Raw genomic sequence first — 16,981 nt, 5'->3', positions numbered from 1 at the left:
TCGCCTTCTGGTCCCGCGCCGAAATTCTCGACTTTCACAGACGGAATTCCGTGAGTGCCCGGAGGACAGATTTCCGGAAATGACCGCGACTCTAAAAAGAGCCGCACCGAGAGAAGGAAGTTATAGGTGAGTGTTTTGAAAAAGAGCCTGGTGGTCTCGGCCATCGCGATCCTGGCAGGTGGGGCCCATGCCGACAGCAACGCGGCCTACCTGGAGCAGACAGGCAACGGCAACAGCGCTTCGGTGTCGCAGCTCGGCAGCGGCGCACGGGCCGGTGACAACGGTCTTCCGGGGGCCATCGTGCAGAACGGCAATGGCAACGACATCGCGATCCTGCAGAACAACGGCGGCACTGCCGGCGCGGGCGGGAACTACATCCACGCCAGCAAGGGCATCGACCAGCTGGGCGACAACAACACGCTCGCCATCACCCAGACATTCGGCTCGCGCGTCTTCGAGGTGCAGCAGGACGCCACCGCGGCGCTCAGCCCCTCCGCCGATCCGCTCAACGTGGTGACCATCACCCAGACGGGCAACATGGCGGTCAGCCGCGTGAATCAGACCTATACCGGTTCGGGCGCCGCGGGCACGGCCAACGAGGTCTCGATCACCCAGACCGGCAGCCAGTACCAGCTGAGCCGCGTCGGCGACTCCAACGGCTTCTCGAACGAGGTGCTCTTCGGGCAGGACCGCGGCGTTTTCCAGTCCGGCGAGTCCAACTCGGTGAGCATCGTGCAGCAGGCCGCGAACCACGCGGTCCTGGTGGCCAAGCAGTCCGGCACCGGCAATGCGCTCGACGTCTTCCAGGGCGGCGGCCATGGCAACCTGCTGGCCTCGAGCATCCAGTCCGGCTCGGACAACGTGGCGGACCTCTATTTCTCGGGCGGCAGCAACGGCCAGCTCGGCTTCTCGGCCGGCGGCGCCGCGGAAGGCGCGTCGGTCCTGTCGGCATCGCTCACCCAGGACGGCGCGGCGAACAGTGTCTCGCTCACCGTGTTCGGCAACGAGAACCAGTTCGGTTTCGCCCAGATCGGCAACGGCAACACCGCCGCCGGCACGCAGACCGGCGACCTGAACGAGATCGCCGTGAGCCAGACCGGTGACCTCAACATCGCGGTCTATGCGCAGCTCGGCACCGGCAACATCGCGGGCATCGTCCAGTAATCGGCCATCCACGGCGGCTCCGCAGCGCACAGGCGGGCCGCCGCAACAGTTCAAGTCCGGGGGCTGCGCGCCTCCATCCAGCAGGAGTAAGGTAAATGGGTATCTTCAAGACCGTTCTCGCCACGTCCACCGCGCTTGCCCTTTCGGCCCCGGCGCTCTTCGCGGCTGACAACAACAGCTTCTATCTCGAGCAGCTCGGGAACGGGAACAGCGCGCTGGTCAAGCAGAGCCGCGGTTTCGGTGGCAACGACATCGGCACGGCGGCCGACCCGGTCACCCAGGAGGGCGACAACAACCGCATCTCCTACAACAACGAGTACTGCTGCAATGGCGGCGTCGGGAACAACGACTTCCTGATGCTCGACCAGCTGGGCGACAACAACAGCTTCAGCGCCACCGACCTCAACAACTCGGATTCCAACGTGGTCTCCAAGGTGCTGCAGGAAGGCGACCGCAACAGCATGAACATCGGCCACAACGGCAACGACGACGGCACGATCGGCCTCGCTCTCCAGCAGGGCGACAACAACCACATGCGCCTCGTGCAGGAAGCCGGCTCGAACAACGTCATCGCCTCGGCCAAGATCGTCGGCAACAACAACGGCGTGTCGCAGAACACCGGTCCGTTCACCGGCTCCGAGCTCGGCATGTACGTCCGCCAGTACGGCAGCAGCAACACGGTGAGCAGCGCCTCGATCGAGGGCGACAACAACGCCGTTACCCGCAACCCGCCGCTGGTGGCCTCGACCTTCGGCAAGCTGTCGATGTTCATCGAGCAGCGCGGCGACCTCAACACCGCCAGCGCCGATGTGCTGGGCTCGAACGGCAACTACGTCTGGATCCTGCAGAAGGAAGACGGCAACAGCGCGCTGGTCAAGCAGGGCACCTCGGTCGCCTCGACCGGCAACGCCGCCGACATCGCGCAGACCGGCAACGGCAACGCGATCGAGGTCGCCCAGACCGGCGATCTGAACTCGGTGCTCGCGACCTTCACCGGCAATGGCAACGGCGTCGGCACGATGACCGGCGATGCGGGGACCCTGGTGTCCGCGCAGTCGAACCTGACGCAGGGCAGCATCCTGCAGGACTCGGCGCTCGTGACCGGCGGAAACGCGATCGACTACGCGGTCTTCGGCAACGACAACCTCTTTGCCTTCGCCCAGATCGGCGGCGACAACGTCATCTCGGGCACCGTGGGCGACGCCATGTCGAACGCCTCTGCCAACCAGGTGGCCGTGCTTCAGGTCGGCGACGGCAACGTGACCAGCTTCTCGCAGATGGGAAGCAACAACGTCCTCGCCGTCGTGCAGTAACCGGGTTCGGCCCATCGCGACGGGCCGGGCCACACTGAATTCGAACGCACCGGCTGAGGCTGGTGCGTTCCCGCTTCGATGACGTGATCGCGTCGAGTTCATGTGTGGGTGGCTCAAGGAGTGGGGACGAGTCGCGACCAAGTATGAACGCTGTTTCAGAGATAAACTTCTCTGCACCGCCGTTGCAGCGATCATCGTCGGGTTGATCATGAGCCTCGGCCCAAGACAAATTCTCCCGTCGGCGCCCGCTGGCTTCACACGATCCATCCACTCCAATTCGAAAAGACGGCGGCGGGCATTTGAGAGATTTGCACCGCAAATTGGTGCGACGCACCTCTGCTTGCCCGGCAACATGCCTCCCGAACCGTGCTAACTGGTCCCACTTCGGTCGGTGCCTTCTGCCTCAACGAGGTCGCGTGATCTTAGACGTGCGATCAGCTTCGTGGTTACGCACGTGTCATATCAGAAGTTGCCCGCCTTCGCGAGGAGGGGGCGTTGACGCTTGGTTGACGTTCGTCGTCGTGCACTTCGCGACGCATTTCGTTCGGTTGAGGCCAATGCGAGCTCCTGCAACCACTTTCACCGAACATGCATCGACACCGCGCAGCACACCCGGCTGCGCCTGCTCGATCATCGCGGTGATCGCACCTGACCTGCCTCCTGCGGGTGCCTCATTCTTAACGAGGGTCTGCAGGTTGGTGATGTGCTACCCGACGCGCCCTCGGTCGTCCTTAGAGTTTCGGCGCTTGCATCAGGCTCACGGGCTGGTGTCGTGAGCTGATTTGATCAGGTCTGCCGGGACCTTGTTGCCGATGGCCCCTTGCGGTCTTTCTTCGTTGTAGTCTCTACGCCAAGCCTCCAGCTTTTCGGTGGCATCTTCAAGACTCATGAACCAGTGGCTGTTCCGGCATTCCGCCCGGAAGCGCCCGTTGAAGGTGAGGAGGGGTAAGCAAACAGTCCGGGGGACTGTTTGCCCCAATGCAAGATGGAGGCGGTGTCCGTGGGTTTTCCGGGACGCGAGAAGTCCAGCGTCACGCCCTTGGCATAGGCCCATATGTCCATGTCCTTCGAGATGAACTCGCTGCCCTGATCAACCCGGATTGTGGCTGGATAGCCGCTGCGTTTGCACACCCTCTCCAGGGTCGCGACCACATCCTCGCCGCGATAGGTAAAGCGTGCATCGAGCACCGGCACGTAGCGCGAGAAGGTGTCCACCACCGTGAGCACGCGAAGCTTGCGCCCCGTCGCGAGCTGATCGTGGACGAAGTCCATCGCCCAGATATCGTTGGGCCCGACGGCCTCCTTCCGGTCGTCGCGGAGCTTGGCCTTTACCCGCCGCTTCGGCGTCTTGTTCCGCAATTGCATGCCCAACTCCTTGTAAAGGCGATAGGTCTTCTTCGCGTTGATCTCCCAGCCCTCGCGGCGCAACAGCACATGCACCCGCCTGTAACCGAAGCGGACACGGGTCTGGCAGATCTCTCGGATCCGCTGTTCCAAAGCGGCCTGCCCAGGTCGGCGAGACTTGTAGCGATAGGTCCTTGGATCGAACCGGATCACCTCGCAGGCGCGGCGGATCGACACCTGCCAATCCGCCCGCATCTCGTCGACCAGCCTCCTCTTCCGGGCAGGCCTCAAAGCTTTCGCTTGATGACGTCCTGCAACATCTCCTTGTCCAGCGCGAGATCGGCGACGATCTTCTTCAACCGCGCGTTCTCCTGCTCGAGCTCCCGCAGCCGCTTCATCTCGGATGGCATCAATCCCGCGTACTTCTTCTTCCAATTGAAGAAGGTCGCCGTGCTGATCCCCGCCTTGCGGCAGACCTCCACGACAGGCGTGCCATCCTCCGCCTGCTTGATGATGAACGCCTTCTGCGCGTCCGTGAACTTCTATGCCTTCATGCGTTTCCGCTCCTCTCCCAGCCAAGGATTCCGTCCGGAAAACTCTAAGCTGGAACGGGGACGTTTTCGGGGATCACATCACCGCGTCTTTCCACGGCGCTCGACGCAATGAGTTCGATTTTTGCCCGCGCCTTGGCGATCTCTTCGGGGAAACGCCTTGCCTGGCTCGCCAGGAAGGCCGCCGCCACATCTGGCTGTCCCTGCCTTGCGAGAACGGTCGCGGACCAGGTCGCGTGCTGGCCGGTCGCCAGGGGCGACATGAGGGCCGTTTCCATTGCTGCGCGCGCCGCGCCCACGTCGCCGGAAATCGCGGCGAGTGCGCCCTCCGCAATACCCGCTTCGACGGTGAAACCCGGATCCCGGCGGAGCGCGTCGAGGATCTTGCGGGCCTCCTCGTCCCTGCCGGTGCGTGCGAGCCGCATGGCAAGGGGCAGGGCGCACCCAAGCGCCGGGCCCGAGGCGTCATATGCCCTGCGGAGCATATCGAGGGAGGGGGCGAAGCCCGCGTTGGCGAGCTTCCACCAGATCTCGGGCGACGCAAATCGCTCGGACATTTCCAGGAGCGCGCGCAGTTTGCGAGGGCGACCCGCCAGCTTGAAGAGGTCGACCAGTCCGACCACGATCCAGGCAGGGATGTCCCCCTCTTCCGGGATGAGGCCCTTCAGGGAGAGCGTCGCGTCGCAGAACCTGCCCTTGCGGGCGTTTTCCTTGATCGCGTTCACCTTGTCGATCGTCGCGGGCTCGTACCGGCTCTGGCGCAGGCAATCCGGCTCGGCCTGGCCCGCTACGATGCCTTCGATCAGCCGCGCCACCGCCGGAGCGAAGTGCGGCGTCATCAGATGGTGGTGAAGGGCGTCGATCAGGTGCTCGCGAAGCGGCTCGGACACGAAATATGACCAACCCTCCCCGCTGTCGGACTTCGGATAGGGGAAGGACCGCGTAGCCGTGATGAAATCGCATTGGCACGTCACAGGGCCCGCAGGGTGGCGGAAGACCTGCGCGGCCAGGGCCTGAGGGATGGACTGTGGCGCCGATGCCCCGAGGCGTGCCAGGGGGCTGCTGCTGTCGAGCATGACGATCCGTTCGAGCGCGATGCCGCGCTCGGCCGCTCGCGTCGCCACGTGCCCGGCGAGCGTTCCGCCAAAGGAGTAGCCGACCAGCGTGACCGGGCGGTCCGCTCCATGAGCAGAGAGGTCGTCGAGAAGGCTCTCGATGAGCTCTGCGAGGAAGCTCTCCGGCAGGGGAAGCTCGCGCGGCGGATCGAACCTCAGGCCAAGGACCGGGTTCTCGACCGACAGGGCGGTCAGGATCTCGACGGCCCAGGCGAATTGCCCGTTCACCGCAGGCATCAGCACGATGGGAGACAGGTCCGCGCGCCCGCCGCGCAGCAGCCTGAGGTGCTTGCGGTCGCTTGCGTGCAACTCCGGGCTCATTGCGATGAGGACACGCAAGCGCCGCAGCGTCGGTTCGTCGGAGAATGTCCCGAAGTCGACGTCCGCGCCAAAGACCTTCTGGACCTCGAGGATCATCTGGACAAGCTGGAGCGAGGTTCCGCCAAGCGCGTAGAAATCCCCGGTATCGGGAATGTCGGTATGGCCGAGGATATCCTGCCAGATGGCGGTGAGCGGGTCATCCGACCTGATGTCAGCGGCGCTTTGAGGATCCGGTTGCTGTCTCGCGACGGCTGCCAGATCCACCTTCCCGTTGACCGTGAGCGGCAATGCCTGCACCCGCACGTATCGCGTCGGCAGGATCGGCCGGGGAATGCGGTCGGCGAGAAAACTTCTCAAGTCGCGGTCGCTCGGCAGGTCGCCATGAACGGCCTCGATATAGGCGGCAATGCCGGTCACCGCCGTTCCGCCGTTGCGGCGTTCGGGCAGGACGGCAGCCCGGCCGATGGCCGGGTGCGCCATGAGCGCGGCCTCGATTTCGGTCGGTTCCACGCGGTGCCCGTGCAGCTTGAACTGCGTATCCCGCCGTCCAAGGAATTCCAGATCGCCGTCTGAGGTCCAGCGGACCCGGTCACCGGTGCGGTAGAGAGGGATGCTGTCGTCCGCGTCGAGACCCAGGCGTTCGGGATCGACCGCGATGAACCGTTCCGCGCGGACCTCTGGCCGGTTCTCGTAGCCCTGCGAGAGCCCCGGACCGCCGACGAAGAGCTCCCCGGCGAAGCCATCGGGCACGAGCCGGCGCCGGCTCGACAGGACGGGACAGAGGTTTCCCGGCAGTGGCCGTCCGATCGGGACGTTCGAGGGCACGTCACTCGAAACCGCGTGCCCGGTCGAAAGGGCCGAGTTTTCCGTCGGGCCGTAGCCGTTGAACAACCGCAGCGACGGATTGGCATCGAGGGCGCGGCGGCAATGCGACGCCGAGGCGGTCTCGCCGCCGATGGCGAGATGGGTGAGCGGGGCGAATACCGTCGGGTCGGCATCGACCAGCATGTTGAAGAGGCTGGTGGTCATGAAGGACGCGGTCGGGGCGAGCCGTTTCAGCTCGGAGGAAATCCCTCCCTCTGCGAGAATGTCCTTCTCGCAGAGCACGAGCGCGGCGCCCTTGAGCCAGGCGCACCAGACCTCGATGAAACTGCCATCGAAGCCGCAGGATGCGAACTGGCTCATCCGGTCTCCCGGTCCGATCGGGAAGTACCATGCTCCGAGCGCAAGGCGGACGAGCCCGGCGTGGGGAACGGGGAGGCCCTTCGGCAGCCCGGTCGTGCCGGAGGTGAACATCACGAAGGCGTCGCGGTCGGGCGCGCGGCTCGCGAGGTCGGGCGGCGTGTCCGGCATTGCGCCAAGGTCTGACGGGGTCGGCATCTGCAGATGCAGTTGAAGTCGCGGCAGGTCGCTGGATGCTTCCGCCATATAGGCACCCGCTGGCGATATCAGGGCGGAGCAGCCGGCATCTCCAAGCACGTGCCGCATCCGCAGGGCGGGAAGCCCACTGGCCACCGGGACGACCGTCAGGCCCGCCTTCAGCGCCGCCAGCCAGACCTTGAACACCGCGGCGCTGCGCGGCATGACCACGCCGAGACGCTCGCCCGCCCGCAGCCCTTTCGACAGCAGCCAGTGCGCCAGCGCGTTGGTCTCCCGGTCGAGGTCGGCGTAGGTCCACGCCTTTCCGGGGGTCGCAAGCGCCGTGGCCTCGGGATGTGCGCGCGCGATGAAGGCGAACTGTGCGAGGATGTCGAGATCCGTGCCGCCCGTCTCCGGCGCGTGCGCGCGGCGCGCCTGCCTTTGGGCCTCGGGCTGGTCGACGAGGTCGATCTCGGAAAGCGGAACACCGGGGTTCCTGATCACCTGCCGCAGGATCAGGAGATAGCAGTCGGCCAGCTGCGCGAGCACCGTCTCGCTGAAGTGGGACCTCTGGCCGGCAAAGGTGATCGTCATGCCATCTGGCCCGGGATGCAGGCTCAGGTGGAGGTTGGCCGACTGCGCGGCCGTCGCGTCCGGTCTCTGGGCGACAGTCAGCGCCGTGCTGCCGAGGCCGAGGTCCGGTGCGTTGTAGTAGCCGATCGCCGCGCGGCCGAGGTGGATCGGATCGGCATCGCGCGCGAGGGCGCTGCGCAGCTCGTGCCTTGCCGCGAGCATCAGGTCCGCGAAAGTCTCGCAGGTGCCTACGTTGGTGCCCACCTCGATGTTCCGCACGAAGAGACCGATGGAGTGCTCTTCCCCCGGTGCCGTGCGGTCGGAGGGCGAGAGCGCGACCCTGAAGGTGTTCTGATCGCAGTAGGTTCCAAGCAGGAACTCGTAGGCGGCGAGCAGGATGGTGAAGGCCGTGCATCCGTGGATGCGGGCGACGTCGCGAAGCCGCGCCTCCGCGTCCGCATCCAGATGGCGCGTGACCCGCTCACGGCGCACCGCCTCGTGATCGGGCAGGGAATAGGTGGCCGTGGGCCAATGGATCTCGGGATGCGCTTGCGCCTCGCCCTCACAGGAGGCGCCGGCCCGCCGGGCAAGATGCGCGGCAAAGGCGGCGGCTTCGGGCAGGCCCGCAGGGGCTCCGGTGATCTCGCCGTCGTAGAGCGAGAAGAGGTCGCGCGCGAGTATCCGCCACGACCAGTCGTCGCAAATCAGGTGGTGCATCACCACGGCGAGGACGTGGCGTGTGCCCCCGACCTTGAACAGCCGCGCGCGCCAGAGCACCGGAGCGTCGGGCGCAAACGGGGACAGGCTTTCACCTTCGATCAGGCGGTCGATCTCCGCCAGCCGCGCGTCCGGTGTCCCGCCCTGCACGGCTTCGCAGTCAAGCGACACGCGACCTTCGGCGGCGAAGGTTGGCATCGGGCCGCCGTCGCTTCGGGTGATCGACATGCGCAACGCATCGTGGCGACCGACCAGCGAGGCCAGCGCGCGGTTCAACGCCGCGATGTCCAGCGGACCCTGCAGGTCCCAGCTCCGGACGAGGTTGGCGACGGGCTGGCCCCTGTGGAGCATGTCGGCGCTCAGGAGCGTCCGCTGCTCCGGGGAAAGCGCGACCGGTCCGACCGGCACGCCACGCGGTTCCGCCCTCGCGGATTGGCGCAGCCGGGCGAGCATGTCCTTGCTGCGGTCGGGACTGAAGGGATTGGCGTTCATTCTGGCGTGTCCGCGTGCTCGGAGATGTCGACGAGGCAAGGACCACGGCCCTGAACAACGCGGTCACGGATTGCCGCCCAGCCGTCGAGACTGTCGATCCTGTGTCCCACGCCGCCGAAACCGCGCATGATCCGGGCATGGTCGGTTGCAGGCGTATAGTCGGCAATCCGCCGGTCTGCACCTGCAAGCTGGTTGCTTTCGGAGGCGAGCCCCCGGTTGTTGTTCACGAGCACCGTCACCGGCGCGTCGTACCGGACGAGGCTCTCGAGGTCCGCAAGCGCAAGGCCGAGGCTGAAGTCGCCGGTCAGCAGGATGACCCGTCTATAACGACCGCTCGCCGCGGCGCCGAGCGCATGGCCGATCCCGGCCCCGAGGTGGCCGGAGATCCCCGGCGTGATCCGGGCCCAGTCCGCGTCCGGAATGATCCGGCGGGCGGCGTGGATCAGCCCGTTGCTACCATCGAGAACGAGGGCGGTCTCGGTCGGGAAGTCGTCCGCAAGCCTATCGGCGATGCGCGCGAAGAGTGTAGGCGGGGGCGGTGCCGGAAGCCTGCCGCGGCCCTCGGGGCGGGGGGAGAGACCAGCGCGCGTGTCGAACATTCCACAGAGCGCATCAAGCGTCTGCCCGATCTCGCCCGACAAGACGATATCCCCGCGCCGGCTTTCGAACCCCGGCTCGCCCTCCTCCCGGAGCGAGATCACCTTGGCCTCGTTGGGTACCGCGATGCCCGAACGCAGGGTCCAGTCCAGCGATGCCCCGACAAGCAGGACGGCATCCGCGCCGGAGAGTTCGCGGTGAACCTCGTCCTGGCCAAGGCTCGGAAGGCGCGTGCCGCCGAAGCCGATCGAGAGGCCGGTCGGGCACAGGGGCGCATTCAGGCGGCGAGCAAAAGTCGCCAAGGTCTCGAAAGACGCCGACCAGCGGGCGCGATGGCCAACGACGATGATCGGGTTTTTCGCGGCGTTCAGCATCTCGGCCGCTGTTTGCAGCGCCGCCAGGTCCGGGCGGCGAGAGAGGCGCGGAGGCTGAATGTCCGGCGCCACCATCAAGCTCCCGAGCAGTCGCCGCTCCAGCAGCACAACGGCAGAGCGTCGATCCGGCTTCGCGGTGTCGGCGAGCAGGCTCGCAAGCCTGCCTCCGGCGCTGTCCGGATCCTCGAAACGAAGCACATCGCACGGGCTGCCAGCCTCTAGCGCCAGGTGCATCGACCCTTGAAAGGCGCCACTCTGCATATCGGTCAGGCTCTCGCAGGGCGACAGCAAAACCATGGGCACGCCATGGGCGACGACCGACGAGAGCGCGGCCAGCGCATTGGCAAGCGCCGGCCCGCGCGTGATCAGCACGGCGCTCGCGAGCCTGCCCTCTGAGTAATTGTCGCCGGCGGACGCGAACACCGCCGTGGCCTGCGACCGCACCGAGAAGACGTCCAGCCCGGCAGCGGCGAAGGCACGCAGCAGCCCGTAGGCCATATCGCCGGGCACCGTGTAGATGCGGCGCACGCCTTCGCGGGCGAACAGCTCGGCGATCACCTCGGGGGCGGGGCGGGCGAGCTGGCCCCGCGATGGCATGAGCGTCATAGGCCGATGGCCGTATCCGCATCGCTGTCGCCGTAGAGCGCTTCCAGCGAGTGTTTCACCCGGCCTCCATCCATCGCGTCGACATGGGCACCCAGTTCCGCAACGGTCGGATACCTGAAGAGGATTTCCGGAGACAGGTTGATCCGGAGCAGCATGTTCAACTCGACGATCGTGCTGGTTCCCGAAAGCGAGTCTCCGCCCGAGAGGAAGAAATCATCGCTCCGGCCCATCGTGTCCCGTCCGAGCGTCGCCGCGAACAGGGCGGAGAGGATGCCCTCGGTTGCGCTGCGCGGCGGTTCCGAAGCCGCGTTCAGCGGCCCGGCCAGAAGGTGCTCCATGTCGAGCCGGCGAGGCTTGCCGGTCGGGCCCTTGGGGATTTCCGCAACCGTCAGGATCCTGCTCGGCACCTTGTAGTCCGACAGCACATCGAAGAGGGACGCGCGCAGCTCCCGGACGTCGCCGCCTGATGCAGGGTCGATCACTACGGCGGCGGCAAGGTCCTGCCCGAGCGTGGGATGTGCCACGCCGAAGGCAATGGCATCGCGGACTCCCGGTCGTGCCAGCAGGGCCTCCTCGATCTCGGTCGGCGCGACCTGGGCCCCTCCGCGTTTCACCACTTCCTTTTCGCGCGCGATGATCGTGAGCGTCCCGTCCGGGTTCAGCCGCCCGATGTCACCCGTGCGCATCCAGCCATTGTCGAAGGTGCTGGCATTGGCGGCGGGATTGTCGAGGTACCCGTCGATCACCGCGTCGCCCCTGATCCAGATCTCACCCGGCTCGGCATCGCCGACCGCGCGCCTGTCACCGTCGCGGACTTCAAGCGACACGGCTTCCGGTCGGCCGACGTCGCCATGCTTGGTGTTCTCGCCGGGCATCTGCGTGCAAATCATGTGGGTCGCCTCGGTCATCCCGTAGGCCTCGACGACGGCACAGTTGAATACGCTCGCAATCCCCTGCCGGACTTCGCTTGGCAGGGCGGAGGAGGCCGAGCGCGCCAGCCGGATCGTGCAGCGCTCCGCCAACTCGGGCTGCCGACGCGCGAGATCGAGAATGGCGCGATGCATGGTCGGCACGGCCGTATACCAGCTCGCTCCGGTTGCGGCGGCGGTTTCGAGGAATGCACGCGGATCCGGGCTCGGCTGAATGAGGCTTCGGGCGCCGACCAGAAGCGGCGCGAGCAGGCCGGTGACGAGGCCGTGCACGTGGTGCAGGGGCATGATCACGATGCCGGTGTCGGACTGCCTGAGGTCCAACGACCGCGCGATGTTCCCTGCCGACAGGATCAGCCTCGTCTCGTCGAGCGCGACGAGTTTCGGGGTGCCGGTCGTCCCCGACGTGGTCAGAACGACGCCCGGCCCGTCGAGGCGGCGCGCATTGGGTGCGGGGCGCATGCCATCGGTCAAGGGCGCGAGCGACACCGGATCGGTGCCGTTCGCCTGGGCAAGAAGGCAGGGAATTTCAAGGTCGCCGCAAAGCTCGACAAGCCCGTCCTCGTGCTGCGCGAGAACAAGCGCGGCAGGCCGCAGCAGGCCGAGGAGATCGCGCACTTCGGCCAGTTTGGCATGGGCCGGGATCGGTGCGAGCGGTCGATGCGGCGCGAGGGACAGAAAGAGCTGCGCGGTCTGGAAGGGCAAGGCCGAGCGAAAGGCGATCAAGCCGCCTCGTGGCAGTCCAAGGCGGTCCAGCTCGGCCGACGCGACGGGAATGGTTTCCGCAAGCTCCTCGAAGGAAATGGAATTTCCGCTCTCTCCGTCCGAAAGGGCAATCTGTGTACCGAACAATTTTCCGAGTTTGGCGATACCGCCAGCAAGACCGTCACGCGACTCCAAAATTGCTTCCTTTCGACATAATTGCCGTTTGCACCTTTCGGCGCTGAAATTGATCTAGTCAAGCGATCGACGGGATAGGTCGGCGCGACGTGTCGGAAGGTGCCGGCCCGTGAACTCCCCCCGCGCATCATGGTCGCGCTTGGCGCTATTTTTTGGGCAATAGGCCGGAATGGGCAGCGGCGAACGGAGACGGATCCGGCGTAGGGCCTATGTCATCCTCGCGCGGAGGAGGGGCGGGACGCAGGCTTGGAGCGTGATCGGCGGAGCCGAACCGGGGAGGTCTGGCAGGAATGGCGCAACTAAAGCTAATGGAAGCGCTTTCCCGCCGCGCACTGTGCCGGTATGATGTCAAAATACATAGGGCGCACAGATAAATTGATGTCTTGGAATGAAAAAAATGGATAAGCGCCGGACATCTCCGACGGGAAAGGCCCCGATTCAATCGCAAGGCGAAGTCTCCCGGGACAATGCGGAACACGCGCGGATCGTGACGGTGGCCATCGGCAGTTCCGCCGGGGGGATCGTGGCGCTGACGGACCTGTTCGACGCCTTGCCTGCCGATCCGGGGGTCGCCTTCGTCGTGGTCTCTCACCTCGATCCCACGCAGCCGAGCGGGCTCGTCTCGATCCTGTCGCGCCACACCGACATGGAGGTCGTCGCGGTCTCGGGCCGCCACCAGTTGAAGCGCAACAATGTCTACGTCATTCCGCCGGACCGCGAGATCGTGGCGACGGACAGTTTCGTGGAAAGCCGGCCCTTCGCCGAGCCGCGCGGGAAACGGGCGCCGATCGATGCCTTCTTCCGCTCCATGGCCAACGATCACCGCGACGGGGTGGCGATGATCCTGTCGGGCGGCGGCGCCGACGGGGCGATCGGCGTGCGGGCGGTCAAGGAGGCCGGAGGGGTCGTGATGGTGCAGGACCCGCAGGAGGCCCAGCACCCGTCGATGCCGCGGGCCGCCATCGCCACGGGCTGCGCGGATTTCGTGCAGCCGGTCGCGGGCCTCGCCCGGAGGCTCGCCGAGCTGATCGAGACCAAGAACCGCCTCGGCCAGCACCAGATCGCCGACGCCGAGCAGGAGACCCTGCGCCGCATCCTCGTGCTGCTGCGCACCCGCACCGGGCATGACTTCCTCGAGTACAAGGCGGCGACGATCCTGAGGCGCATCACCCGCCGCATGGAGATCAACCGGATCGAGGGGGTGGAGGCCTACCTGAGGTTCTTCGAGGAGACGCCGCAGGAAGCCCAGGCCCTGCTCGACGACTTCCTGATCTCGGTGACGACCTTCTTCCGCGACGACAGCGCCTTCAAGTCCCTGACCGACCGGGTCATCCCGGAGCTCATGCTGCGGTCCCCGTCGGCCGGGCCCGTCCGCGTCTGGGTGGCGGGATGCGCCACCGGCGAGGAGGCCTATTCGATCGCCATGCTGCTGCTCGAGCAGGTGCAGGACGCCGCCGTGCCGCCCGAGATCCAGATCTTTGCGACCGACCTCGACGCGGCGGCCATCGGCACGGCCCGCGAGGGGCTCTACCCGGCCACGATCGAGGTCGACGTCTCGCCCGAGCGGCTGCAGCGTTTCTTCACGCGCGAGGGCAACCACTACCGGATCCGCAAGGTGGTCCGCGACCTTGTCGTCTTCGCCGAGCACAGCCTTCTGAAGGATCCGCCGTTTTCCCGCGTCGACCTGGTGAGCTGCCGCAACCTGCTGATCTATCTCAAGCGCATGGCGCAGAGGCGGGTGATGGCGACGCTGCACTTCGCGCTGAAAGCCGATGGCGTCCTCTTCCTCGGCTCGGCGGAAAGCGTCGAGAGCGCGCCGGAGCTCTTCCGTCCGCTCGACCTGAAGGCGCGCATCTTCCAGTCCGTCTCGCGCGTGTCCGAGCAGGTGCCGCTCCCGCAGGTGGCACCGCAGCCGATCGCGGGACTGGCGCGGCGCGAGGTCGGCGCGGCCCTCGCGAACAGCGGGCAGAGCGAGGCCGCGCAGCACCGTCAGGCCCTCGAGATGCTGGCGCCGCCCAGCCTGCTGGTCGATGCGGACTACCGCATCCTGCACATCTCGGACTCGGCGGGGCGCTACCTGCGCCACCCGGGCGGCACGCCCACCAGCAGCGTGCTGCTGAATATCCTGCCCGAGCTGCGCCTCGACCTGCGCCGCGCGCTGCACTGCGCCTTCGAGGACAACACGCCCAGCCTCAGCCTTCCGATCGCGGTCCCGCTCGACGACGGCAAGTACCGGGTGGTGCTGAACGTGCGGCCGGTGCAGCGGGATCACAAGATCAGCGAGGCGCTGGTGGTGTTCAACGAGGGCACCTCGCTCGCCCCGGTCGACGGTCCCGTCCCGCCGAGGCACACGGACCAGCGGACGGACGAGATGCTGACCCGGCTCTACGAGGAGCTCGAGATCGCGCAGGAACAGCTGCGCTCGAGCCGGGCGGACTATGAATCGACCAACGAAGAACTGCTCGCCGCCAACGAGGAACTGCAGTCGATCAACGAGGAATACCGCTCGACCTCGGAAGAGCTCGAAACCTCGCGCGAGGAACTGGTCTCGATGAACGAGGAGCTCCGGGCGCTGAACAAGGAGCTGGGCACGAAGGTCCAGACCCTCTCCGAGGCGAATTCCGACCTGCAGAACCTGATCGCCGCCACCGAGGGAGGCACGCTCTTCCTCGACACCCAGATGCGGATCCGTCTCTTCACCCCGGAGGTCGGGCGCTACCTGAACATCACCGCGCTCGACGTCGGCCGCTCGATCACCGACTTCACCCACAAGCTCGACTATGCCGGGCTGGTGGAGGATGCCCGGTCCGTGCTCACCGACCTCAGGCTGATCGAGCGCGAGGTCTCGAAAGGGGCCGAGGAGCGGGTCCTGATCCGGTTCCGCCCCTATCGCACGCTCGAGAACAAGATCGAGGGTGTCGTCGTCTCGTTCATCGACCTGACGCGCCTGCGCCATGCGGAGCGGGCCCTGCGTCGGGCAGACCTGCAGTTCCGGGCGCTGGTCAATGCCACTTCCTACGCGGTCTACCGGATGAGTCCCGACTGGACCGAGACGCGAGAGCTCGACGGCAACGGCATCACCCTCGACATGCGCGAGCCGGGCGGCAGTTGGCTGGACGAGTCCGTCGACCCCGAAGACCGGCCGCTGGTGAAGGAGAGCATCGAAAGGGCGGTGCAGTCGAAGGAGGCCTTCGAATTCGAGCACCGGGTCAGGAAGCCCGACGGCAGCATCGGCTGGACCCACTCGCGGGCGGTTCCGCTGGTGGACGAAAGCGGCGAAGTCATCGAATGGTTCGGCGCGGCCAGCGACATCACCGAATGGCGCCGCACGGCGGAGGAACTGGCGCAGGCCCGGCGCCTCGACACGATCGGGCGGCTTGCCGGGGCCGTCGCGCATGACTTCAACAACCTCTTGAACATCATCCTCGCGAATGTCGAACTGGCGAAGATGCGCGTCGGCAGCGAGGCCGTGCAGGACCTGCTGCAGAACGCCATGGACGCGGCGGAACTCGGCGCGGGGTTCAACCGGCGCCTGCTCTCGCTCACCGGAAGATCGGCGGTGAGGCCGCAGGTGACCGATGTCGAGACCCGGATCGCCGAGGTCTGCACCCTGCTCGAGAGCGCCCTCGGCGAGCGGATCGACCTCAAGACCGCGCTGGCCCCGGATCTCTGGCCGGTCCTGTCCGATCCCGGCGACGTCAGCAACGTGCTCTTCAACCTCGTGCTCAATGCCCGGGATGCGATGCCCGAGGGCGGCACGATCACCATCGGGGCAGGCAACGTGTCTCTGGATGCCGCGCAGGCGAAGGCGGCGGGCGATACCGCGCCCGGCGACTATGTCTGCGTCTCGGTCGACGACGACGGGCAGGGCATGTCCGCCGAGGTGCTCGACCATGCAAAGGACCCGTTCTTCTCGACCAAGTCGGACGGGACGGGAACGGGGCTCGGGCTCTTCAGCGTGCAGGTCTTCGCCCGGCAGTCCGGCGGCTCCATGACCATCGAGAGCGTGTCCGGTAGCGGGACCAAGGTCCGGGTCTACCTGCCAAGGACCGAGCTGCAGGCGCGCCCCGCCGTGAAGAAAGCGGTCGATCAGGCCCTGCCTCCGGGCCGGGGCGAGACGATCCTCGTGGTCGAGGACGACGACATCCTGCGCCGCACCGCGCACGAGTGCCTGACGTCGCTCGGCTTCCGCACCCGGCAGGCAGCGACCTCCGCCGAGGCGATCGCCTGCCTCGAGGCCTTCGATGACATTTCGCTGGTGTTCAGCGACATCGTCATGCCGGGCAAGCTCGACGGGTTCGACCTCGCGATGTGGGTGCAGCGCGAGCGGCCGGGCATCCCGGTGGTGCTGACCTCCGGCTACCAGTCCGAGGTCGACCGGCTCGTCAGCTCGAAGCCGGGCAGCAGCCCCGCGATCGTGCCCAAGCCCTATTCCCTCGCGGAGCTCGCGGCGGCGGTGCAGGCGGCCCTGCGCCCGGCATGATCCGGCGCGCCGGGTCCGCGCAGGCGCGGCCCGGCGTGCCGCGCAGCCGAACCGACGTGGATCGCAGGCGTCGAGGCTCGCCACCGAGAGGCCGCCGCCGGTCATCAGGTCCGCGATGATTTCCCCCGTCGCGGGGGCCATCG

General features: G+C 66.7%; 6 protein-coding genes and 1 pseudogene. 3 read left to right on the top strand and 4 right to left on the bottom strand.

Annotated elements, in window-relative coordinates; all coding sequences use genetic code 11:
• Positions 1–126 precede the first annotated feature (126 nt).
• Positions 127–1,164, top strand: a complete 1,038-nt coding sequence (locus PVT71_RS17615) for a hypothetical protein (protein ID WP_353475371.1) — start codon at positions 127–129, stop codon at positions 1,162–1,164.
• 95 nt (positions 1,165–1,259) lie between these two features.
• Positions 1,260–2,477 (top strand): hypothetical protein, encoded by a 1,218-nt coding sequence (locus PVT71_RS17610; RefSeq protein ID WP_353475370.1) that lies wholly within the window; start codon positions 1,260–1,262, stop codon positions 2,475–2,477.
• 757 nt (positions 2,478–3,234) lie between these two features.
• Here the strand turns inward: PVT71_RS17610 and PVT71_RS17605 are convergent.
• From PVT71_RS17605 to PVT71_RS17590, 4 genes and pseudogenes are all read right to left on the bottom strand, one after another.
• Positions 3,235–4,336, bottom strand: a pseudogene (locus PVT71_RS17605) (IS3 family transposase).
• An 83-nt stretch (positions 4,337–4,419) separates the two neighbouring features.
• Positions 4,420–8,949, bottom strand: coding sequence for an amino acid adenylation domain-containing protein (locus PVT71_RS17600; RefSeq protein ID WP_353475369.1), 4,530 nt, complete (start codon positions 8,947–8,949; stop codon positions 4,420–4,422).
• Positions 8,946–10,526 (bottom strand): thiamine pyrophosphate-dependent enzyme, encoded by a 1,581-nt coding sequence (locus PVT71_RS17595; RefSeq protein ID WP_353475368.1) that lies wholly within the window; start codon positions 10,524–10,526, stop codon positions 8,946–8,948. The genes PVT71_RS17600 and PVT71_RS17595 overlap by 4 nt, the downstream gene beginning before the upstream one ends.
• Positions 10,523–12,355, bottom strand: a complete 1,833-nt coding sequence (locus PVT71_RS17590; RefSeq protein WP_353475367.1) for a non-ribosomal peptide synthetase — start codon at positions 12,353–12,355, stop codon at positions 10,523–10,525. Before PVT71_RS17590 ends, PVT71_RS17595 begins: the two co-directional genes overlap by 4 nt.
• 487 nt (positions 12,356–12,842) lie before the next feature.
• Between PVT71_RS17590 and PVT71_RS17585 the strand changes: the two genes are divergently transcribed.
• Positions 12,843–16,838: a CheR family methyltransferase gene (locus tag PVT71_RS17585; RefSeq protein WP_353475366.1), complete on the top strand. Its 3,996-nt coding sequence runs from the start codon at positions 12,843–12,845 to the stop codon at positions 16,836–16,838.
• Positions 16,839–16,981: the final 143 nt, after the last annotated feature.

Origin of the sequence: Salipiger sp. H15 (genome assembly GCF_040409955.1) — a bacterium.
GTDB lineage: Bacteria > Pseudomonadota > Alphaproteobacteria > Rhodobacterales > Rhodobacteraceae > Salipiger.
Note: the sequence above shows the minus strand (reverse complement) of the source record. Positions and strands in the feature narration are given on the sequence as shown.